19 protein-coding genes are annotated in these 21569 nt (G+C 55.5%); 8 read left to right on the top strand and 11 right to left on the bottom strand.

The genetic code is table 11. The features are described from left to right. Positions 1 to 333: 333 nt before the first annotated feature. From AC0J4F_RS10775 to AC0J4F_RS10755, 5 genes are all read right to left on the bottom strand, one after another. The gene (locus tag AC0J4F_RS10775) at positions 334 to 996 is read right to left on the bottom strand and encodes an aspartate/glutamate racemase family protein (RefSeq protein WP_473026224.1); all 663 of its coding nucleotides are present in this window, start codon (positions 994 to 996) and stop codon (positions 334 to 336) included. 13 nt (positions 997 to 1009) lie between these two features. Next, complete coding sequence (locus AC0J4F_RS10770) at positions 1010 to 1849, bottom strand: ABC transporter permease (RefSeq protein ID WP_473026223.1); 840 nt, start codon at positions 1847 to 1849, stop codon at positions 1010 to 1012. A 3-nt stretch (positions 1850 to 1852) separates the two neighbouring features. Continuing rightward, a complete protein-coding gene (locus AC0J4F_RS10765) occupies positions 1853 to 2788 on the bottom strand; it encodes an ABC transporter permease (protein ID WP_473026222.1) in 936 nt (311 codons plus the stop codon). A gap of 69 nt (positions 2789 to 2857) precedes the next feature. Further along, complete coding sequence (locus tag AC0J4F_RS10760; RefSeq protein ID WP_008196699.1) at positions 2858 to 4150, bottom strand: ABC transporter substrate-binding protein; 1293 nt, start codon at positions 4148 to 4150, stop codon at positions 2858 to 2860. A 68-nt stretch (positions 4151 to 4218) separates the two neighbouring features. Beyond that, entirely contained in the window at positions 4219 to 5211 is a 993-nt protein-coding gene (locus AC0J4F_RS10755; RefSeq protein WP_473026221.1) for an ABC transporter ATP-binding protein, read from the bottom strand. A 250-nt stretch (positions 5212 to 5461) separates the two neighbouring features. On the opposite strand from AC0J4F_RS10755, the gene AC0J4F_RS10750 reads away from it, so the two are divergent. After that, on the top strand, positions 5462 to 6199 hold the full coding sequence (locus AC0J4F_RS10750) for a GntR family transcriptional regulator (RefSeq protein ID WP_133953307.1): 738 nt from the start codon (positions 5462 to 5464) through the stop codon (positions 6197 to 6199). A 372-nt stretch (positions 6200 to 6571) separates the two neighbouring features. Here the strand turns inward: AC0J4F_RS10750 and AC0J4F_RS10745 are convergent, their stop codons facing one another. From AC0J4F_RS10745 to AC0J4F_RS10725, 5 genes are all read right to left on the bottom strand, one after another. Beyond that, positions 6572 to 7768, bottom strand: coding sequence for a hydantoinase/carbamoylase family amidase (locus AC0J4F_RS10745; protein WP_473026220.1), 1197 nt, complete (start codon positions 7766 to 7768; stop codon positions 6572 to 6574). Between the two features lie 292 nt (positions 7769 to 8060). Next, on the bottom strand, positions 8061 to 8207 hold the full coding sequence (locus AC0J4F_RS10740; RefSeq protein WP_166672885.1) for a hypothetical protein: 147 nt from the start codon (positions 8205 to 8207) through the stop codon (positions 8061 to 8063). 41 nt (positions 8208 to 8248) lie between these two features. Then, complete coding sequence (locus AC0J4F_RS10735; protein ID WP_473026219.1) at positions 8249 to 10204, bottom strand: tripartite tricarboxylate transporter permease; 1956 nt, start codon at positions 10202 to 10204, stop codon at positions 8249 to 8251. A gap of 75 nt (positions 10205 to 10279) precedes the next feature. After that, positions 10280 to 11230, bottom strand: coding sequence for a Bug family tripartite tricarboxylate transporter substrate binding protein (locus AC0J4F_RS10730; protein ID WP_473026218.1), 951 nt, complete (start codon positions 11228 to 11230; stop codon positions 10280 to 10282). A 107-nt stretch (positions 11231 to 11337) separates the two neighbouring features. Further along, positions 11338 to 12249, bottom strand: a complete 912-nt coding sequence (locus AC0J4F_RS10725) for a hydroxyacid dehydrogenase (protein ID WP_473026422.1) — start codon at positions 12247 to 12249, stop codon at positions 11338 to 11340. Positions 12250 to 12397: 148 nt separating this feature from the next. On the opposite strand from AC0J4F_RS10725, the gene AC0J4F_RS10720 reads away from it, so the two are divergent. Beyond that, positions 12398 to 13561 (top strand): mandelate racemase/muconate lactonizing enzyme family protein, encoded by a 1164-nt coding sequence (locus AC0J4F_RS10720; protein WP_473026217.1) that lies wholly within the window; start codon positions 12398 to 12400, stop codon positions 13559 to 13561. Positions 13562 to 13647: 86 nt separating this feature from the next. Next, on the top strand, positions 13648 to 14646 hold the full coding sequence (locus tag AC0J4F_RS10715) for an aldo/keto reductase (protein WP_473026216.1): 999 nt from the start codon (positions 13648 to 13650) through the stop codon (positions 14644 to 14646). Between the two features lie 209 nt (positions 14647 to 14855). Here AC0J4F_RS10715 and AC0J4F_RS10710 read toward each other — a convergent pair whose 3' ends face one another. Beyond that, positions 14856 to 15791 (bottom strand): LysR family transcriptional regulator, encoded by a 936-nt coding sequence (locus AC0J4F_RS10710; protein WP_473026215.1) that lies wholly within the window; start codon positions 15789 to 15791, stop codon positions 14856 to 14858. Positions 15792 to 15898: 107 nt separating this feature from the next. Between AC0J4F_RS10710 and cuyA the strand changes: the two genes are divergently transcribed. The 5 genes from cuyA (at position 15899) to AC0J4F_RS10685 (ending at position 21395) form a co-directional block, all read left to right on the top strand. Beyond that, positions 15899 to 16942, top strand: a complete 1044-nt coding sequence (gene cuyA / locus AC0J4F_RS10705; RefSeq protein ID WP_473026214.1) for a D-cysteate sulfo-lyase — start codon at positions 15899 to 15901, stop codon at positions 16940 to 16942. A 68-nt stretch (positions 16943 to 17010) separates the two neighbouring features. Next, complete coding sequence (locus AC0J4F_RS10700) at positions 17011 to 17976, top strand: ABC transporter substrate-binding protein (protein WP_473026213.1); 966 nt, start codon at positions 17011 to 17013, stop codon at positions 17974 to 17976. Positions 17977 to 18070: 94 nt separating this feature from the next. Next, on the top strand, positions 18071 to 19126 hold the full coding sequence (locus AC0J4F_RS10695) for a quaternary amine ABC transporter ATP-binding protein (protein WP_473026212.1): 1056 nt from the start codon (positions 18071 to 18073) through the stop codon (positions 19124 to 19126). Further along, a complete protein-coding gene (locus tag AC0J4F_RS10690; RefSeq protein ID WP_473026211.1) occupies positions 19123 to 20664 on the top strand; it encodes an ABC transporter permease subunit in 1542 nt (513 codons plus the stop codon). The genes AC0J4F_RS10695 and AC0J4F_RS10690 overlap by 4 nt, the downstream gene beginning before the upstream one ends. Further along, positions 20661 to 21395 carry an alpha/beta fold hydrolase gene (locus AC0J4F_RS10685; RefSeq protein ID WP_473026210.1) on the top strand — a complete coding sequence of 245 codons (735 nt, stop codon included), beginning with the start codon at positions 20661 to 20663 and terminating at the stop codon, positions 21393 to 21395. The genes AC0J4F_RS10690 and AC0J4F_RS10685 overlap by 4 nt, the downstream gene beginning before the upstream one ends. Positions 21396 to 21569 lie beyond the last annotated feature (174 nt).

Below are 21569 nucleotides of genomic sequence, written 5' to 3'. Positions count from 1 at the left end.
CGTTTTCATGATTGTTCTGCCAAAATGGCTCAATTCCGCCAATTACCAGGTATTCCCACTTAATCCCGGATATTGCCTTAGTGCCAAGTGTTCTTGCGCGTTACACCATCTGTACTGCGTCGGATAAAAATTGCGCTGATGATCACCTCACCCCGTCCAGAAACTCGGCGATGTCTACCCGACCTTTATTTATGCATCTGAAAACCAACCTCGCCCAGATCGAAGCCAAGACAGGCCGCAGTGCAAAGATGATAGCGGTGCTGGGGGACGGGAGAAGGTCGAGGCCGGTTCGAGTGATGACCTGTTTCAGATACTCATATCGGCGCCGAAAACCTACCGAACGATAATCTCCGACAACTTCACCGCAGACGCCACACCGTCGATGACCGGAACTCTGAAGCGCTTCGACAGATCTTTGGCAAGGTCAGCCATTCCGGCGCACCCCAGTGCGATAGCGCCGATATCATCCTCTTCAAGTGCGATCTCTATCTCGCGCTCTATCCGATGACGGGCATCGCTAGCCGGGTCTTCCAGTGCCAGAACAGGCACCTCGGAAGCCCGGACTTTTGTACACCGATTGGCAAGTCCGAGGCGGCGGAGATTGTCCTCCAGGACGGGAACAGAAACGGAAAGAGTTGTTACAACGGAGAATTTCAGCACGCTGATGGAGGCGAGGTGATAAGCAGCCTCACCGATCCCAATCACCGGTACCGGTGATCGTTTTTTCAATTCAAACAAACCGGTGTCGTCAAAACAGGCGATCACAACGGCGGTAATCATCGGATTGGCTTGCAGTGTCCGGTCAAAGAGATCAAACAGTCCTGGCAGTGCAGCGGCGCCATCATCTGGCCCCTGGATGACCTTTGGGCCTTCCGCAGGGTTGACGGCCGTAATTCTGGTTGCCGGGGAAGCGGCCTGACGGGCGGCCACGGCAATCTTTTCCGTCATAGAAACCGTCGTGTTCGGATTGATGACGAGTATATGGTGATGTGTCATCGGGTCACTGCCACTAGACCATGCCCTTACCGGCATCCGATCCGTGCCTGGATCGCCGCCGGTTGATCAGCAACACGACTGTCAAAAAGATCCCGATGATTCCGAAGGAGAACAGCGTTGTCAGCGTTCCCAGCGCGAAGATGACCGGCGTCGTGACGTTCGTCGTCATGCCGTAGATTTCAAGGGGCAGCGTGTTGTAGCTGCCTGCGGTGAGTAGCGTGCGGGCAAATTCGTCATAGGACAGGGTGAAACCGAAAAGCGCCACGCCAATGAGCATCGGGGCGATGATCGGCAACACCACGTAGCGGATGGTCTGCCAGGCAGACGCACCTAGATCCCGCGCAGCTTCCTCATACGATTTGTCGAAGCGATTGAAGACCGCAAACATGATGAGCAGCCCGAACGGCAGGGTCCAGGTGAGTTGAGATCCATATCCGGAGGTCGACCAATGCACAGCCAACCCGGCTTGGGAGAAAATCAGACCAACGCCAAGAGAGATCAGAATGGATGGGATCACCAGGGACGTGATGATCAGATAAAAGAGAACGCCTGAGCCGGTAAAGCGTTTGCGGAATGCCAATCCGCCCATCACCGAGACAATCACCGTCGTCACCATCACCATCAGCCCAAGCGTGATGGACCGGAAGAAGCTGCCCCAGATGTCTCCAACAGCCTGCTGTTCAAACAGATCGCGGAACCAATGGATCGACACGCCGCGCATCGGGAATGTCAGTCCACCGCCAGGACCTTGAAAACTCAGAACACCGATGGTGAGCGTTGGACCATAAAGAAACACCAAGAACAGCGCAAAGAACGTGGCGAGCACATAAAAGGATCGGCTGCGTTTTTCCATGGATCACAGCTCCTTTCGAATATCGACGAAGCGCAGAAGAATGGAGATCACCAAAAGCACCGTGATGAGAAGGATTACTGCGGTTGCAGCGGCTGACGGATACTGCAAAAGCGCGATGTCATTGGAAATCAGACGGCCGACATTGGCCTTCTGGCTGCCGGACATGAACCGGACTGTGATGAAGTCTCCCATCACAAGCGTGATCACGAAAATAGACCCGATCATGATGCCGGGTTTGGTGAGCGGGATAATGACGTTCGTAAGGGTCTGATAACCCGACGCCCCGGCGTCCCGCGCCGCTTCGATCAGGGATATGTCGATCCGCATCATGGTGTTGAAGATCGGCACAACCATGAACAGCGTGTACAGGTGCACGAAGGCCAGGATCACCGAGAAATCTGAAAAAAGCAGCCACTCCAATGGCTCATCGATGACGCCCATAGACATCAAGGTGGAGTTGGCAATCCCGTTCCGCCCCAGAAAGGGGATCCAGGAAATCATGCGGATGATGTTGGACGTCCAAAACGGGATCGTGCATAGCAGAAACAGCACGATCTGCCACGTTAGTGAGCGCACATGAAATGCCAGGAAGTAGGCAACGGTGAAGCCGACTACCAATGTGAAAAACCAGGTAATCAAGGCATATTTGAGGGTGTTCCAGAACACTTGATAGGTGACCGGCGATGTCAGCAGGAACTCGTAATTGTCAAACTGGAACGCCGGATAGATCGAAAACTCGGTCGCCCCCCAAAAGCTGACGACAACAATCATGCAAATCGGAAGCACCAGGAAAAAAAACAAAACGACTGTGAGCGGTAAAGACAGCAGCCAACCAGTCAGATTGTTCGGCAAACGGCTCCACTGAAACGACGGCCTCGCCTGTTTGCCCGCGGCCGCCGCTGTCCGGGAATGAAGAAATAGATGGCTTTGGTCCGTCATGGAGCCTTTGTCCGTTAAACATCACAGGAAGTGCCCGGGGAACCCCGGGCACCGTTTTTGGAAACAGGCTTAGGACGCGATGAACTCGTTCCACTTGCGGACCATGTACTGGTTCTCGTCCATGACCGCATTCCAGCAGGCAACAGCCCCCATGCGGTCGTAGAACGACCCGCCATCGCGAACTGCGCCGGCCTTTTCCATGACCGTTCCAAACGGGTTGGTGATGTCGCCTTCGGCAGCCTTACCTTCAAACCAGAAGCCCCACTCGTCTTCGGACATGAAGTTCTTCGACGTTTCCGGAACTGCTGAGTAATAGCCTTGGCGCATGAGAAAGCCGCCGACCCAGCCATCGAGATACCAGTTGATGTATTCGTAGGCTGCATCGAGCTCGAGACCGCTGAGGCTCTTGGACAGACCGATGCCGCCGCCCCAGCTGCGGTAGCCTTCTTCAAGCGGCTGATAGACACAGGGAATACCCTGTGAGCGAACAGCGGTGATGGCCGGAGACCACATGGACTGGATGACGACTTCACCCGACGCCATAAGGTTGACGCTTTCGTCGAATGTCTTCCAGAAGGCCCGGAACTGACCATTTTTCTTGGCTTCGGTGAAGATACCAAGGGTCAGATCGATCTCTTCCTTGGTCATGTTGCCCTTGTCCGGGTATTTGTATTCCCCCATGGATTCCACAACCATTGCCATGTCCATGATGCCGATCGACGAGATATCGAGGATCGATGCCTTGCCTTTGAATTCCGGATTGAGCAGCTCAGACCAGTTTGAGATCGGCCGGCCAATCAGGTCAGGGCGAATGCCCAGGGTATCGGCGTTGTAGATGGTCGGGATCAGCGTCATCCAGCCGCTTTCGTTGTCGACGAACGTTTTGCCGTCAACACCTTCCACAAAACCGACCGTATGCGGCGCCGTGCCTTGCGCGATCGTGCTTTCGGGTGTCAGTTTCCCGTTTCGGAAAATACCGACAATCTTGTCATAGTTTTTGATTTTCGACGTATCCATCGCCTGGAGGTTGCCGGTCGGCCAGACCTTTTTGCAGATCCAGTATTCAATGTCGGCGATGTCGAAGCTGTCCGGCTGTGTGGCCGCGCGCTGGGTGACGGCATCACTGTCCAGCGCCGTCATTTCCAGAGTAAAACCGAGGTCTTCCTTAACTTTTGCAGCAACCTCGTTGAGGTTGGAAACGCCGGTTCCGAACTGGCGGAGCGTGACGTCCTTGATGTTCTGCGCCCAAATGGTTGGGAACCCTGTGATCGCTCCAGAGCCAAGCGCCGCGCCTGTTGCAGCTGCGCCCCCTTTGAGAATGCTCCGCCGGCTGATACCTTTTTTGTCCAGTCTGTCTGTCATGGTCCTACTCCTGTTACCCCTCTTGGAGTCGTGTTGGCCCTTTGCAAGAAGGGCGTGATCGGCAACCGTCAGGCGGCCAATTGGTGAACATCTTCCGGCTTCCATTTGAGGAAGACGGTTGTCCCGATTTCGATAGGGTCTTGAAAGAACGTTTCTTCGCTGAGAGCGGCCGTGAGATCTCCGGCACCGCCTGCATCGAGGGCCAGATTGACGGTTGATCCGAGATACTCGACATCCACCACGCTGGCTGTGAGGTGATCAGCTTCCTGTGGGGCCGATTTGAGAACCTGTAACCTGTCCACCCTCAGGGCGACGCGTGCATTCTGGTACCGAAGCACGTTGTGGCCACCGATAAACCTGGCGACAAATTCAGTGGTCGGCGTATTGAAGACGGCTCGTGGACTGCCTGCCTGTTCGACCCTGCCGTTGTTCATGACGATAATGTCATCGGCAAGCGCAAGGGCCTCGTCCTGACTGTGAGTGACATGAATAAAGGAAATTCCGAGCTCACGCTGCAGCCGTTTCAGCTCAAGCCGCATCTTGATCCTCAAAAACGGATCAAGCGCTGACAATGGCTCATCGAGCAGAAGAACCGAGGGTTCGGTGATGAGGGCCCGGGCAAGGGCAACCCGCTGCTGCTGACCGCCGGATAACTGAGCCGGCAGGCGCGCCGCATAACCGGCCATATCGACCAGTTCCAGCAACTGGAGGGCCTTCTTGTTGCGCTCTGCCAGACCTACGCCGCGCATCTTTTGGGAAAAACCGACATTGTCGAGGACCGACAAATGCGGGAAAAGCGCATAGTTCTGAAACATCATAGCCGTGCCCCGTTTTGCCGGAGGCAGGTCGGTGACATTCATACCACCAAAGATGATGTCGCCGGCTGAGACCCCTTCATGGCCGGCGATCATGCGCAGCGTTGAAGACTTTCCGCATCCAGAGGGGCCAAGCAGGCACGAGTAGGACCCCGCGGAAAACTTGTGATCGATGGCATCAACCGCAATCGTGGCACCATAGGCCTTGGTGACGGCGGCCAGTTCCAACTCCAGGGATTGTGCCATTTGAGAGAACCTCCTTCACACATTGCGATTGGAGACCTGTCTACGCAAACGGCGTGCCAAGGGTTGATATCAGCGGAATCCTGCGGTTTCTGTCATAGATTGACTGCGAGGGGTTAAAACGGCATCGAACATGTGCACAATTATCAGCCAAATAAAATACGTTATGATTAAATATTGTATACAGTCTGCGATTGCTGTGTCCGACCTGAACAGGTAAGGTCAACCAAATGCCGCACCGGGCAACATAAACATGACGATTTCTGTGACCGCTTCCGATCCATCCAAAACGACCTTGCATGAGGTATTTGCGCTGCCCCCCGGGCGGACACTGGAAATTTGCCTCAACATTCAGGCTGCGATTTTGGAGCACAAGCTGGCTCCTGGCGTAAAACTATCTGAAGATGAGGTCGGCGAAATCTACGGGGCAAGCCGCACTGTCGTCAGGGCGGCCCTGCAAGCCCTGGCGCATTCCGGTCTGATCAGCATGATCAAGAACCGGGGCGCTTACGTTGCTAAACCGACCATACGGGAAGCCCACGAAGTGTTTCAGGCCAGGGCCCTGATCGAGCCTGCAGTTGCGCGCCTTGCCGCCGATGCAATTACGGAAACACAGCTGGCAGATCTGAAAGCACATCTGGACGCGGAACACGCGGCCATCCACGCCGCGGATATGGGTCGTGCGCTGATGTTGTCCGGTTCGTTTCATACGGCAATCGCAGAAATCGCCGATCACCGGATATTCACTGGCATGGTTCGGTCACTGATTTCCCGGTCGTCACTTATCATTGCGCTTTATTGGAAGCGGTCAGACACCGCCTGTGAAAGCCATTCACATCATGCCCTCTTGGACGCATTTGAAAAACGGGACGGGGCCGAGGCCGAACAGGTCCAGAAGAGCCACATCATCGATTTGCACTCTGGTTTGGACCTGCGCGGAGAACAGGTCTTGAACCGATCCTTGCGCGATGCACTCGGGCCGCGCAGTTAGGGAGATGCTGGAGGACCGGTTCGTATATGGAACGCATATGAACTCCAGAGTACTGGCAGAGCGAGGTGAGCAGTCGAAGGAAACACGCGAAGCATATCGCAACCTCCCGCTTCTGGGAGTTCCAAACCGGCAAACATCGCTGAACGTTATGTTTAAGCGTACAGAATCGGGATCGTGTTTTGGGGACACCTCGATCTTTGGCTTGAACAGTCCACGGACAACGGGCAAGGTTTTGGAACGCTCAAGACACAGAATGCTGTGGTCCGTGACATGGATGCTTAGACCGACTGTCGACGAAATCGATGATTGACGGGTAATCTTTGCTCGAAAAGGCGATATCCGTGGACTGAATTCGGTTATTTGATGACTGTTTCAGCTTAGTCGGCTGACGGCATTCGCCAGAACCCGAAGACCGATGATCAGGTCTTCCGCATTGGTGTCTTCGGCAAAATCGTGGCTGATTCCGCCGATCGACGGGACAAACAACATGGCCGCCGGCATCAAGCTGGCCATGTTCGAGGCATCGTGTAAGGCGCCGGACGGCATCTCGCGCCATTTGCCCGAGGCCTGCGCCTCAGCTCCGGCACAAAGGGCCGCGCGTAAGGTCGAATCCATAGGTACCGGCTGCAGTGCCTTAATGGGCACGACCTCCGCCGCCATCCCATATTCTTCAGCGACCGCAGATACAAGATCCCGAATGAGGGCTTCCATCCGGGCAAGCCGATCGTCATCAACATCGCGCCATTGCACGTCAAACATGACTTCGCCTGGCACGATGGAGGGCGCGTTGGGCCGCAAGTTTACCCGTCCAAGCGTCCAGACTGTGCGAGGCGTTACAATGTTTCGAAGACGGTCGTTGAGCGCGGTGTTGAACGCCGACAGTGCTTGGAACGCGTCCTTTCGCTGGTGCATGAGTGTTGTTCCGGCATGGTTTTGCTGACCGGTCAGGGTCACTTGCAGCTGCCGGGACCCGACGATGTCCGTGACAACACCAATCGCCTCCCCTGCCTCGTCCAGCGTGCTGCCCTGTTCGATATGCAATTCGATGAACCCAGTGAATTGCGTGTACGGCACGATTCCGCCGCTAAGACCCGCGATGGCAGACCGTGCCTCGCGGAAGGAAACCCCGTTCACGTCCGTGAAGGTGTCAGCTTCGGCCAGCGGTGTCTTGCCTGAATAAATGCTGGATCCTGTCAGAGCCCCGAAGCGCCCTTCCTCGTCCTGAAAACTCACGACAGAAACGGAAGGACCGCCTGCTTCTTTTGCTGCCCGCGCGACCTCCAAAGCGGCAATGACACCCAAGGCCCCATCCAGCCAACCGCCTTCAGGTTGGGTATCGCTGTGAGACCCCAAAAGAATGGATGGTTCATCAGCCAGGCCAAAAACGTTGCCCGCCGGGTCCACATGCGGTGCAAGACCGGCCGCCGCCAACTGGTCGAACAGCCACGTCCGGGCCGCAACGTCTGGATCCGAAAAAGCCGGGCGCACCACGCCCTTGCCCACACCACTCGCGCCGAAGGATCGTAAGGTGTGAAGATCTTGCAAAAACCTATCTGGCTGAACCTGCATGCTGACCTTTCCAAACTCATAAAAACGAAAGCCTGAGACTTTCCGCATTTCAACAGTCTTTGTCGATGCTGCAACCCAATTGCGCGTCGTTCAAGGCATTTCATTTATGAGTTTGCCGGAAGGCCATACCGTCAAACGGATCCTGGCTTCTGTTTTCCAACTGGTCCATTCAGCTGCGCCGGCTGGTGCTCTCCTAAAGGCTACGGACAAAAGCTACCATTCGCCATAGCAGGGTCGAAACGCATTGCGATCGTTGTAGGGGCGATTACCAGATACTTCCCTCCAGTCTAAACTAACTTGCATAAAAGAACCGCTGTCCGGTGTAGGCCCCAAACCGGTTCTTCGCGTTGCCGAGCCGCAGGTTTTTTCCAGCCATAACGCCCTCGAGTTCATTCACCACGTCGAACATGAACACGGCGGAATAGAGATCGACGAGCATCTCAGCCGTTTTTGTCCTTACACCCTGCTCGAATGCAGGACCTATGGCAAAGGTACGGACAGAACTTCGCTGAAAAGCAGCGTGCAGGCGACAATGACAGCGGTCACGCTCAGGAGCAGAATTGCCCAGCTTTTCAATGAAAACTGGTCATGCTGAGCAACAATGGTCAATACGAGGCCCAGGAGAACCGCTGTTGCGCCAAACCCGAGAAGCGGAAATAAAAAGACGGCGCTCAGCATGACCAAAGGCAACGCTGTTATGCGGACCCATGATCCTTCCACCGCAAACTCGGTCACATGCCTGGTCACGACCAACCTCAAAAGGGCCAGGCCGACAATGACAGCCATTGCCATGGCGATCGTCCGGGGAAACACTGCAGCTTCAGGGTTCAGGCCAGCCGATTGCTGCAGAGCCAGCAGCGCAATACCACCGGCAATCAGAAGCCCAAGCAGATCTCTGAGGATAGCGGGTTTTGGCGCGCGTTCGCGTTCATCTGCCGGCGTCACGGTGCTTTTGGAAACGAGTTGTTTCAAACGCGGCAAGAACGGATAGAAGAAGGTCAGAAGTGTCAGTGCAATGATGGCCATTGACAGCGGCCGCCCAAAGAATTGTCCCCAAAGATTTCCAATCGCGTCGCCGATCGTCCAGCTTTGGACAAAGCCTTGTTCTGCAATCCGGCCAAGAATCAATCCAAGAACGATAGGTGAGACGGAAAACCCACGCTTGCCGGCAACCCAGCCGACAATGCCAAGCACAATCATAATCGCGATATCGGACAAGCTGTTGCGGATCGCGAACGTGCCAATCACCGTCATGAAGGCGACGATTGGAACGAGTGCGGCTTTCGGGGCCCGCACGATGGCACCGTAAGCGAAACGGCCGATCATCAGTCCGACGGGCAACATCAAGACAGTGGCAAGCAAAAGGCCGAAGATGAAGGTGTAAACGATATTGGCACCGTCAGCGAAAAGGCTTGGCCCCGTCCGCACACCTTGAACCAGCAGAGCCCCCAAGATAACCGCATCCGGCGGGGTTCCAGGGATGCCCAGGACCAAGGTCGGAATGAAGCCACCGCCAACAGTGGCATTGTTGGCCGATTCCGTCGCAACGATCCCGCCTGGGTTGCCTTCGCCATAGGGCGGTTTACCCTTGTTGGTGCGCCGTGCCTCTGAATACGCAACCAGGCCCGCGATCGAGCCACCTGCCCCTGGAAGCGCTCCAACCATCGTGCCAATGACCGAGCTGCGCATCACATTGATTTTGTTCTTCAAAAGAAGGCCAAATGCTTCTGGCAAACGGAAGCCACGTGTTTGCTCCGGCGCCTTGAGGTGCCGGTCCGGCGTTGCAACCAAATCGATGAGCACCGGTATGCAATAAAGACCAATCAGGGCCGATACTGTCTCAACTCCGCCCAGAAGCACATTTGACCCAAATGTGAAACGAACCTCAGCACTCGTTTCAGAAATCCCGATCATGGCGAGCAACAGTCCGAAGCAGGCACCGATCACGCCTTTCAGAAAATCCCCTGTCGACAGCGCTGCAATCAGCGACAGTCCAAAGACCGCCAGCCAGAAATACTCCACAGGACCAAATGCCAAGGCGGCTTCTGCCAACGGCGGCGCCAGAAACAAGAGCGCTAAAGCGCCGACGAGCCCGCCGATCACCGACGAGATACATGCGACTGACACGGCGAGATCGCCATCACCCCGTTTGGCCATTGGATAGCCGTCGAAGGTGGTCGCAATTGCCGACGGTGTTCCGGGCGTATTCAACAAGATGGCGGCATAAGCGCCGCCATAGATCGCCCCGGTATAAATCGCCCCCATGAGAATGAGAGCGCTGTCCGCAGACATTGTGAACGTCAGCGGCACAAGCACGGCGACTGCCATGGTTGCAGTCAATCCTGGAATGGAACCAATGATCGTTCCCGCTGCGACACCCAACAGGGCAAGCAGCAGGTTCAGCGGTGACAAAGCACCGACGATAAACTCGAGCATGAATTCCTCCCGGGAGAGACGCGGAACGTCACAGGTGTGAGGATGAAGGCGCAAACAGCGCCTTCATCAATATTATCAATCAATAATGCCAGCCGAACGCGCGGCGTTCAGATACCCTTCGGCTTTATCGGAGATAAAGGCGTCCATATCAGCCCCGTAGCCAACGTCCACGAGCGCAAAGCCGCCATCGAGCATCTGTTTTTGGAAGTCCGGATCTGCGTTGATGGCCTTGATTGCGTCAGACACCTGTGTCCGGACCTCTTCAGAAGCAGAGTTCGGCACGGCGATACCGCGATAGGCACCGGACACCATATCATAGCCCAGCTCGCGAAAGGTCGGCACATCAGGAAACGCCGGGTGGCGGTCTTCCATCGCAACAGCCAGCAAGCGGACCTTGTCCCCCTGCGCAGCACCAACGGTGGTGTACCCCCAAGCCGCCTTCACCTGCTTGCCAAGAAGGGCCGTTACAGAGGCCCCTGTGCCTTTAAACGAGACGTATGTACTCTCCATTCCTGCCATCTCATCAAACTGGACTTGCGCCAGGTGATTGGCTGTCCCTTTGCCTGAACCGGAAAAAATGACCTGCTTCGGGTTGGCCTTGGCATCATCAATCAGGTCCTGAAGCGTCATGTACGGGCTGTCTGCCGTAACCACAATGGCATCCGGCGTGTAGTGGAACATGTAAACTGCAGCCAGGTCTTCTGTTTGAAACCCGACGTCGCCTTGTTTTGGCTTGATGATGATATGGGGAAGGTTGATCCCCATAATGACGGATCCGTCGCCGGCCATGTTGTTCAGTTGCGACCAGCCAACGGCGCCACCGCCACCTGGCTGGTAATTGACAACCATTTGTTCGCCGTAAAGCTTCTCAAAGAAGGGTTGCTGGAAACGCGCGGTTATATCGGATTCTCCACCCGGGCCAAACGGAATGATGTAATCAACACTTCCGCTTGGGAATTCTTCCGCAGATGCAGCGCCGGCGAACACCGCCAGTGTCGCCGCCAATAAGGCAGACTTAAGTTTCATGCTTATTTCCTCCCTGTTGAAATGCATGTATTTTTGATCTTTTTTTTGATCTTAGGCATTCAACATCGCTCTCGTCACGTGTTTTTACGTAAGGAAGCCGGAAAAAATCATGCTCCTTCTTCGGTCAAACCTTTCAATACATTTTCTACAGTCACTTGGCTGACACGCACATTCGCCTGCCTCGTAACACCGGCAATATGCGGTGTCAGAATGAGATTTGGACAGTCCTTGAAGACGTCGGCTGCGGCACCGTCGAGGGGCTCCTGTGCAAATACATCTATTGCGGCACCGGCCAATCGACCGGATCTGATCGCGCTGACGAGCGCAGGCTCATCAACAATTTCACCTCGCGCCGTGTTGATGAGCAACGCACTGGACTTCATCTTTGAGAGCTCGCTCGCACCAATCAGCCCAGCCGTGGCAGGGGTCAACGGAACGTGCAAGGACACGACGTCTGCTCTTGCGAGAAGGTTCTCAAGATCGCAGGATTGGACGTGGGTCCACGCAGGGTCCGTATCGGCGAGGTAAGGATCGAAGGCGATGATGTTCATGCCGAATGCACGCCCAACCTGAGCGACTGCCTGAGCAATTTCACCAAACCCAACGAGGCCGAGCGTCAGCCCCTGGATTTCGCCGCCCGCACCAAGTGCAGTGCGAGGCCAAGTCCCCTCCAGCATTTGCTGATTTGAGGTGAAGGCACCGCGCCGCAAAAACAGCATAGCCCCAAAAACATACTCCACGACTGATTGCGTGTTGGCACCGGTCGCGGGTCTGACACTGACACCCCTTTTGGTGCACTCCTCAAGGTCGATGTTCTCCAGCCCCACGCCCAGCCGACCAATCACACGCAATTTTGGCGCGGCATCCAGGAGGCGAGCGCTGACCTGCGTCCGGTTCCGCACGATCAATGCATCTGCATCAGCAAGTTTCAGAAACAGCCTTTCTTCATCATCAACCAATGACGGATCATAGAACACCTGGAATGCAGGCCCGAATTTCTGAAGGGCGGCTTCATCCATGAACTCTGAAACAACAACTTTTTTTTCCAATTGCGCTTCCCTCCTCATCCCCCGCGTTGGCGACCGACCCATATAAGCCGATACATCCGAGGCGACCAAGGCCAGACCAGCCAGGTCACCCGCATATTCAAGAACAGGGAGATCTCAATTGCGCATCGTCGATATCCGGGAAGTGACCAAGCCAATCTCTTCGCCGATCAGAAATGCTTACATTGATTTCAGCAAAATGACCGCGAGCCTTGTAGCCGTCATCACAGATGTCGAACGGAATGGCAGGCGCGTCGTCGGATACGGTTTCAATTCAAATGGCCGCTATGGACAGGGCGGGCTTATCCGCGAGCGTTTCCGCAACCGCATTCTCGAGGCCGAGCCAAAACAACTCCTCAACCAAGACGGCACCAACTTCGATCCTCATGCCATCTGGGCAACGATGATGCAAAATGAAAAGCCTGGAGGCCATGGAGAACGATCTGTTGCTGTTGGCACGATCGACATGGCGGTTTGGGACGCGGTTGCAAAGATCGAGGAAAAGCCGCTTTTCCGCTTGCTTGCAGATCAAAACCGACATCAAGCCGATCCAAAGGTCTTCGTTTATGCAGCGGGTGGATACTACTACCCCGGAAAGGATGATGCTTCGTTGCGCGCGGAAATGCGCAGCTACGTTGATCGGGGTTATACCGTCGTAAAAATGAAGATCGGCGGTGCATCGATTGACGAAGACCAACGCCGGATCGAATCCGTACTCAACGAGGTTGAAGGCGATGCCAGACTCGCTGTGGACGCGAACGGCCGGTTCGATCTGGAAACGGCGATTACCTATGCCAAGATGCTGCGGCGTTATCCGCTGTTCTGGTTTGAGGAGATCGGCGATCCTTTGGACTACCAGCTTCAAGCGGCAATAGCGGAGTTTTATCCGGCACCGATGGCAACCGGAGAGAACCTGTTCTCCCACCAGGATGCTCGCAACCTGCTGCGGTATGGCGGCATGCGCCCCGATCGGGACTGGCTGCAATTCGATTGCGCGTTGTCCTATGGCCTCGTGGAATATCTTCGCACGCTCGACGTATTGCAGGAGCACGGCTGGTCGCCAGCACGATGCATCCCCCATGGCGGGCATCAGATGTCGCTAAACATCGCGGCAGGGCTGGGTCTTGGCGGCAACGAAAGTTACCCGGATCTCTTTCAACCCTACGGCGGATTTCCAGACGGAGTTGATGTGATTGATGGGCATATCATCATGCCTGAACTGCCCGGCATCGGATTTGAGGGCAAGTCAGATCTGATCACGGTTATGCGGGATCTCGCTGAATGAGCCCATTACCAAGACCCAGATCTTTAATCATTCAAGACAAGCGCTTAAAAAGGCCAAGTTGGGGTTTTGAGTGGGGATAGGGCAAAGTGGAAAAACGGAAACTGGGGGCCAATGGGCCGGAAATAGGCGCAATCGGTTTTGGAGCCATGTCGTTCTCCGACATGTACGGACCAACGAATGAAAGAGAAAGCCACGCCATTCTCGATGCCTGCCGTGACCTTGATGTAACTCACCTGGACACCGCAAATGTCTACGGCATGGGAAAATCGGAAACGGCGATTGGCACTTATCTGAAAGCCAATCCCGGCACGCGGGACGAATTTGTTATCGCAACAAAAGCCAGCATCACCCGCGATCCAGATGGGAACCGGAGTTTCGACAATTCGGCAGAGCACCTGGAAAGTGAACTGGACAAGTCTTTAAAGCGGCTCGGACTGGAGTACGTGGACCTGTTCTATGCCCATCGCCGTGATCCACGCTTCAGCCCGGAAGAAACGGCTGCCAATCTTGGCCGGCTGGTAGAAAAGGGCAAAGCCCGCGCAATCGGCTTGTCGGAAGTGGCACCATCGACCCTGCGGCGCGCGATGAAAGCCTTTCCAATTGCCGCCGTGCAATCGGAGTACTCCCTTTCGACCCGGTTTCCAGACCTTGGACTGGTTCAAACTTGCGCTGAACTCGGGGTGGGCATGGTCGCGTTTTCTCCGGTTGGCCGCTCGCTGTTGACGGACAACCCAATCCCAAGCGACCGCATTCCAGATCTGCCATTTCTCGCCGGAAACCCGCGTTTTATGGAGCCGAACCTTTCAGAAAATCTCAGGATCTTGGAGGGTTTTCAGAACCTCGCAGCTGAGATGGGCACCACAGCGGCGGGTCTAGCCAATGCTTGGCTTTTGACACGCGGACCGCATGTGATCCCGATCCCGGGCACACGATCAGTAGATCACTTGAAGGAATGTATAACCGGGGCATCCCTCGTCCTCTCCGCAGCTGATCTGGACCGTATCGAAACCGTTCTCCCAGTTGGATGGGCCCATGGCGATCGCTATTCAGATGCCCAATGGATCGGACCAGAACGATTTTGTTGAAGAAGGACAGCTTCGGCAAATGCCTGAGGATCTGATGGAGATCAGAGTTACAGCGGTATGGCAGTCGGAGCTTGCCGCCGTCGGCAAAAAAACAAGCTTAGAGTGCTGTTCTGTAGGTACCCTTCTTCGGATACTGTGAGACATGAGACGCCCTAAGAAGCCGCTGCCTTCCAGGTTCTGTAGACATAAGAAGTGGCTGCAAGAGGCCACTACATAAACGGATGTCGCGTCTCCAAAAAAGACCATATTGAGCGGGTCAGTCGATTGGTGTGCTTGTCATTCCGGAACAAAGTGATTTCCAATGGAACAGACCATTCAGGCCGCCCAGTCTGCACCAGTGCTCCGGACCGGATATCCTGTGCGACAAGGGTTTCAGGCAACCAGGCGACCCCCATCCCGTCGCGCGCGCGGATCCTTAATGCACCTGCCATGGCGTTTTCATAAACGACCCGCAAACGGTCCTGGATTTTTTCTTGCTGGAACAGAGACCCAAGATGCTGGCCGATTGGCGCCTCGTCACCAAAGCGTAGAAACGGCAATTCCAAAAGGCCGGAATTCAGATCGAAGAGCGGGGCACCGTCAGGCGTCGGTTTCGACACTGGGATCAACGTGTCCTGACCGATTTTCAGAGTCTCAAGCGGCAGTGCGTTGCTGCGTGCCATTCGGCGGCCAGTGTCACAATAGCGGACGCGCGCACTCTCATAAGCGATTACAAAATCGACATCGCCATTTTGCAGATCCCGCAGGCAGTTTGGCAAATCGTCCGCCCGAAGGCGTGACATGATAGGACCATAGGTTTCCTCAAAACTCTGCAGCCAGGTGGGATAAAACCGCCATCCGATGGAATGCTGGGCGCCGAAAGTCACCACATATTTGTCGGGCAAGGACTGGGCCTCAAGCAACTGACTCCGTTCGTGCTCGACCCGGTCCAGCGCCTGTGTGCCCGCTTCCAGCATCTGCAACCCGGCCGGTGTTAATCGCACGGGCTGTCGGGATCTATCGACCAATGTCACGCCGACCCAGGCTTCAAGCGAACGAATGCGTCGGCTGAATGCTGACTGACTCAGATTACACAGTTGCGCGGCCTGGGAGAAGTTACCGGTCTGGCTCAGTCGAAGAAGGTCCCGGAAAAGATAGAGATCCATACCGGGATCATGCAAAAATTGCATAATGTAATGCAACCATAAAATTGGACGACCACTTTTTATTGCCTCATTCTTGATCGTGAGGAAAAACTAAGCAGGTCGAGCCAATGTCCGTTGCAACAATAAATTTCAAGACCAAGCCACGTATTGATTTTGAGCCGTTTCCACGCATCAGCCTATGCCACCAACCAACGCCGATTGAGGAAATGCCACGCCTAACGGCTCATCTGAATGGGCCCAAACTGTTCATCAAACGAGATGATTGCACCGGACTTGCAACAGGGGGCAACAAAACCCGCAAGCTCGAGTTCTTGATGGGAGATGCTCTCCGTGTAGACGCCGATATGGTCGTTACTCAAGGTGCCGTCCAATCCAATCATGTCCGCCAAACCGCTGCCGCTGCGTGCCGATTGGGCCTGGATTGCCACGTTCTTTTGGAGCGCCGTGTTCCAGACCGGGACACCGCCTACGAGGAGACAGGCAATGTCTTTCTCGACAAGCTGTTTGGCGTCACCTACGAGTTTCGCCCTGACGGCCTTGACATGAACGCGGAAGCGGAGGCTGTCACGGAGCGTCTGCGTGCGGAAGGTCGGCGGCCTTACTTCATCCCCGGTGGAGGATCGAATGCAATCGGCGCTCTGGGTTATGCGAGCTGCGCCCAGGAAATCGCAGACCAGTGCGCTGAAACAGGCCAGACCTTCCAATGGCTGGTCATGGGCACGGGAAGCTCAGGCACACAAGCCGGCCTGGTCGCAGGATTTCACATTCTGGGATACGACCTCCCCGTTATGGGTGTCAGTGTTCGCCAGCCACACGAGCGGCAAGTCACTGCCGTGCATGCCACAACGGAAAAAACACTCGAAAAACTGGGCGGCACCTCCATCGAAAAAGAGAAAATCCTCGTCGACGATGGGTACGTCGGAGAAGGCTACGGCCTGCCAGCAGAAACCACCCTTGAGGCCATTCACCTGACCGCACGTCAGGAAGGAATCCTTCTGGACCCGGTCTATTCGGCCAAGGGCATGGCCGGCCTGATCGGCCTCATCAGACAGGGCTTCTTCTTACCTGATGACAATGTCCTTTTTTTGCACACAGGCGGCTCAACATCCCTGTTTGCCTATGAAGATCAGATACTTGGGAGCATGGGATAACCGGAAAAACCGGAGCCCGACGAACAAAAAGCCGCAATTACCGGCACCTTTCACCAGAGGAGTTGAACATGAACACGAGTTTGAAAAGCATAACGTTGGCCACGGCAATCAGCGTCATGACGCTGCCCGCATTTGCAACCGAGGAAGTAAAGATTGGTGTCCCGAGCTGGACCGGAGCTCAAGCGATCGCGCACCTTTTGGGCGCTGTGGTGGAGATGCGGATTGGCGGTAAGGCTGAAATGGTCCCAGGCAACAATGCGACCATTTTCCAGGCTATGGACCAGGGCAAGGGAGACATTGACGTTCACCCGGATGTCTGGCTGCCAAATCAGGAGAGCTTTACCAAGAAATATGTCGATGAAGCGGGAACGGTGACCCTGTCTTCAAACCCTTACGAAGGCAATCAGGGCTTCTGCGTTTCCAAGGATTTTGGTGAGGCAAACAACATCACGGATATTGCCGACCTTGGCCGCCCAGACGTTGCAGCAATGATGGACAGTGATGGCAACGGCAAGGGAGAAATGTGGATCGGCGCGCCCGGCTGGGCTTCTGCGAATGTGAATGAAGTCAAGGTGCGCGACTATGGCCTGATGGATTTCATCGAGCCAATCCGAGCAGAAGAGAGCGTCAAGACTGCACGGGTCAAGGACTCCATTGCAAAGGGCGAAGGCTATGCTTTCTATTGCTATAAGCCACACGCCATCTGGTACATGTTTGACGTCAAGATGCTGACAGAGCCGGCTTACGACCCGGCGAAATATGTCATGGTTCAACCCTCCGATGACGCGGACTGGTTCAGCAAGTCGAACGTGGCCACCAAAGATGCTTTGAAGAAGGTCCAAATTGCCTGGTCGAACTCCCTGGCGGACAGATCCCCGGCGATAGCCGAGTTTTTTGCAAACTTCTCCTTGAATGCCGACGATGTCAGCAATTTCGCATACGAGATCAGCGGCAAGGGCCGGGAGCCAGCAGAAGTTGCTAAGGAGTGGGTCGAGGCAAACCCGGACCGGGTTGATGAATGGCTGGGTCTTTGAACCGCTAAGCTTGATATTCATGGTGCCGGCTCAGCCGGCACCATCTGCTTTCTAGCATCGCAATTGGCGTCAACAAATCGGGACCTGACCAGATATGAACGGCGACACCGTCATTGAAATCTCCAATGTCTGGAAAATCTTCGGCGCGAACTCGGACGCCGCCCTGTCCGCGGTCCGCGATGAAGGATTATCCAAAGCCGAGGTTTTGGATCGGTGGAACGCGGTTGTGGGTGTCGCGGATGTCAGCCTGTCGGTCAATCGGGGTGAGATTTTCTGCATCATGGGTTTGTCAGGCAGCGGCAAGTCAACCCTGGTTCGGCACTTCAATCGCCTTCTGGAACCGACCGATGGGAAAATACTGATCGAGGGAACAGATGTCGTCGGGCTTGGACCGGCAGACCTGCAGTCGTTCCGTAACAGGAAGATCGGCATGGTTTTTCAAAACTTTGCCCTGATGCCGCACCGCTCGGTGCTCGATAATGTTGCCATGCCGCTTGAAATCCGTGGTGTTCCAAAGAACGAACGGATGCGCCAGGCAGCTTCCTTTCTTGATATCGTTGAGCTCGGCGCCTGGGGCGCAAAGTATGCCCACGAGCTCTCAGGAGGAATGCAACAGCGGGTAGGACTGGCGCGGGCCCTGGCGGCAAATCCCGATGTTCTTCTAATGGATGAGCCGTTCAGTGCTCTGGATCCACTTATCCGGCGGCAACTGCAAGACGAATTCATCCGGCTGAGTAAGATCTTGAAGAAAACGACGGTGTTCATCACCCATGACTTGGATGAAGCCGTGCGCATCGGGGACCGAATTGCGATCATGCGGGACGGCCGCGTCGTGCAAATGGGCACAGCCGAGGACATTGTGATGCATCCGGCCGATGATTATGTGGCCGACTTTGTCGCCGGCATTTCAAGGCTCAAGGTGGTCCGTGCGCACGCCGTAATGCGGCCAATTTCTGAATACGAAACCGACCATGGGCCGGTACCGGAAGGTGCGCCGCGCGTTGATGAGGGAGAAACTCTCAGTACGCTGATCAACATGGCTATCGATACGGGCGATACCATTCTGGTTGAGGACCAAGGCACAGTAGCTGGGGTAATCACACGAGCCGACATTTTGAGGACGGTGATCGAGGGGACGGAGGTATCATGATGGATCAGCTCAACACCTCGATAGAAGATGCCGAAGCCGAAGCGGCCCGGATCTATGATGAAGAACGGCGACAAAACATTGCCAAATTCGTCCGCACCAACCCTGACTATTACATAGAGAATTTCAACCGGATCGGCGCCCGATCCCGCTTCACCCCGACCCAGAACCTCATGGCGGGGCTGTTTGGCCCGGTCTGGTTTGGCGCTCGCGGGCTGTGGTCCTGGGCGCTGCCCTTCCTGATCCTTGAGACAGTGGCGATCGTTCAAATCGCGCGAGGACTGTTCGGAGACCTTGCCGCTGAGGCAATGGCACGGATCGCGTCTATCGAAGGCACGCTGGAACTGCGCCGCAAACAGCTTGCCGCGGCGATTGAAAGCGGATCTGACAAGGTGGAGGTCTATCAGCGCACGGTCGCGTCTCTGGAAGCCAATATCGGCGGCATTCGGGCAGAAGCCCAAGCACTCGCCGACCAGGGCATCTGGATCGCCCTTGCAGGCGTGGTACTTCTCATTCTGGTGAAGGCCGTCGAAGCCGTGGTCGCGAACTCGGCATTGGAGTCGAGATTTTCCGAATGGCTGTCTGACAGTACGATCCGGTCCGGGATGCCCGGCTCGCAGATCGCGTTCAGCGCTGTCTTCATGTTTGTCATAGTGCTGGCGTCTGTCCTGCACTACAGTTTTCCGGATCGCTTTTCACTTTTGTCCGCCTTCCCGACCGACCCGGATATTCGTCTTGTCAGCATTGATGCCGTGGAAAGGTTCTTTGCCTTTTGTGTTGCTAACGGGGAGGCCCTCTTCGACGCCATCACCTATGGAATTCGGTTGCTGCTCGACACCCTTGAACTTGTCTTTGTCAGCACTCCCTGGATTGTTGTTGCCAGCCTGATCATTCTCCTCACATGGCTGACGGCGGGCGTCCGCACAGCCATCTGGTCCGGCGCGTTCCTCGCCTACATGGGTCTCCTCGGATTTTGGGACAAAGCGATGACCACACTGGCCTTGCTCGGCACTGCGGCCTGCCTGTCGATTGCGATCGGTATCCCGCTCGGGATGTTTGCAGCGCGCCGGCCGCGGTTTTATGCCGTGATCCAGCCGATCATGGATTTCATGCAGACGATGCCAGCCTTTGTGTTCATGATCCCGGTAATCGCTTTCTTTGGAACAGGCAAACCGGCAGCCGTCGTCACCACCATGATCTTCGGCGGCACACCAGTTGTGCGTTTGACCGTACTGGGTCTGCGCGGCGTTCCGGAGAGTGTGCGAGAGGCGGCGATCGCCTTTGGCGCCAACAAGTGGTACTTGCTGACGAAAGTGGACCTTCCCTTGGCAAGCCCCTCGATCCGGGCCGGCATCAACCAGACGATCATGCTGTCCTTGGCCATGGTGGTGGTTGCGTCTCTAATCGGCGCCAAGGGTCTTGGTGAAGACGTTCTGGAAGCGTTGCAATACGCAAACGTCGGGCAAGGTATTTTGGCCGGTTTCTCCATCCTGTTTTGCGCCATGATCCTGGACCGCATTGTACAAGGGGCCCGCAAATGATCCCATTGGTTCTTGTCCATGGCTTCATGGGCGGGAGTGATCAATGGGAACCGCAGTCCCCGTTGAAGAACACGGTTCCGTTGATCGCAGTCGATCTTCCCGGTTTCGGCAAAAACGCGCACCGGACCCCAATAAACTCCATCGAGAAATTGGCGCGCTGGGTTCTGGACAAACTTACGGACCAGGGCGTTGAGCGATTTCTACTTCTTGGGCATTCCATGGGAGGCATGGTGGTTCAGGATATGATCCGGCAGGCACCAGATCGCGTGGCGCGGTTGGTGCTTTACAGCACCGGCGCCCTTGGTCTATTGCCGGGCCGGTTTGAGCCGATTGAAACGTCCATGCAACGGGCGAAAGACGACGGCGCCAAAGCAACGGCGCGCCGAATTGCTGCGACCTGGTTCCTGCACCGCGAAAATGCCAAAGCCTATCCCGCGTGCGCAGCAATCGCCGAATGCAGCAGCCCTGACGCAATCCAGGCAGGCCTTGAAGCCATGCGCGATTGGTCCGGAGAAGATTCCCTAAGCTCCATAAGCGCCCCGACATTGATCATCTGGGGTGATCAGGACCGTACCTATCCCTGGCCGCAAATACAGACCCTTTGGCAATCAGTCCCCGAAAGCAGTCTGGCTGTCATTCCCGGCTGCGCGCACGCTGTTCATCTTGAGGAACCCAAAATTTTCAATCACGTCCTGGAGCGTTTCATTTATGAGGGCGACCAAATTGATTGAAACATCGATTGGTTTTGAGCCTGAATTCTCCACTGCCTCGTAAAAAAGCGCCCGCCGCCGTCCGCAGCCCGTCCGATACTTCTTCTTATCATGAACTTGAATGATCAGAATGAACTCGAAGATTACGATCAACGGCACATGCGGAGCCTGGACAAGATACTGAAAACACGACGA

The sequence above is a fragment of the Roseibium sp. R5 genome, assembly GCF_055755305.1.
The sequence above is the reverse complement of the archived record's forward strand: the minus strand, read 5'-3'. Positions and strand labels throughout refer to the sequence as shown.

Bases quoted from the DNA above. Each gene is read 5' to 3' on its own strand.
- AC0J4F_RS10775 (WP_473026224.1), bottom strand. From the start codon at position 996: ATGACACATCACCATATACTCGTCATCAATCCGAACACGACGGTTTCT.
- AC0J4F_RS10770 (WP_473026223.1), bottom strand. From the start codon at position 1,849: ATGGAAAAACGCAGCCGATCCTTTTATGTGCTCGCCACGTTCTTTGCG.
- AC0J4F_RS10765 (WP_473026222.1), bottom strand. From the start codon at position 2,788: ATGACGGACCAAAGCCATCTATTTCTTCATTCCCGGACAGCGGCGGCC.
- AC0J4F_RS10760 (WP_008196699.1), bottom strand. From the start codon at position 4,150: ATGACAGACAGACTGGACAAAAAAGGTATCAGCCGGCGGAGCATTCTC.
- AC0J4F_RS10755 (WP_473026221.1), bottom strand. From the start codon at position 5,211: ATGGCACAATCCCTGGAGTTGGAACTGGCCGCCGTCACCAAGGCCTAT.
- AC0J4F_RS10750 (WP_133953307.1), top strand. From the start codon at position 5,462: ATGACGATTTCTGTGACCGCTTCCGATCCATCCAAAACGACCTTGCAT.
- AC0J4F_RS10745 (WP_473026220.1), bottom strand. From the start codon at position 7,768: ATGCAGGTTCAGCCAGATAGGTTTTTGCAAGATCTTCACACCTTACGA.
- AC0J4F_RS10740 (WP_166672885.1), bottom strand. From the start codon at position 8,207: ATGCTCGTCGATCTCTATTCCGCCGTGTTCATGTTCGACGTGGTGAAT.
- AC0J4F_RS10735 (WP_473026219.1), bottom strand. From the start codon at position 10,204: ATGCTCGAGTTTATCGTCGGTGCTTTGTCACCGCTGAACCTGCTGCTT.
- AC0J4F_RS10730 (WP_473026218.1), bottom strand. From the start codon at position 11,230: ATGAAACTTAAGTCTGCCTTATTGGCGGCGACACTGGCGGTGTTCGCC.
- AC0J4F_RS10725 (WP_473026422.1), bottom strand. From the start codon at position 12,249: ATGGATGAAGCCGCCCTTCAGAAATTCGGGCCTGCATTCCAGGTGTTC.
- AC0J4F_RS10710 (WP_473026215.1), bottom strand. From the start codon at position 15,791: ATGGATCTCTATCTTTTCCGGGACCTTCTTCGACTGAGCCAGACCGGT.
- cuyA (WP_473026214.1), top strand. From the start codon at position 15,899: ATGTCCGTTGCAACAATAAATTTCAAGACCAAGCCACGTATTGATTTT.
- AC0J4F_RS10700 (WP_473026213.1), top strand. From the start codon at position 17,011: ATGAACACGAGTTTGAAAAGCATAACGTTGGCCACGGCAATCAGCGTC.
- AC0J4F_RS10695 (WP_473026212.1), top strand. From the start codon at position 18,071: ATGAACGGCGACACCGTCATTGAAATCTCCAATGTCTGGAAAATCTTC.
- AC0J4F_RS10690 (WP_473026211.1), top strand. From the start codon at position 19,123: ATGATGGATCAGCTCAACACCTCGATAGAAGATGCCGAAGCCGAAGCG.
- AC0J4F_RS10685 (WP_473026210.1), top strand. From the start codon at position 20,661: ATGATCCCATTGGTTCTTGTCCATGGCTTCATGGGCGGGAGTGATCAA.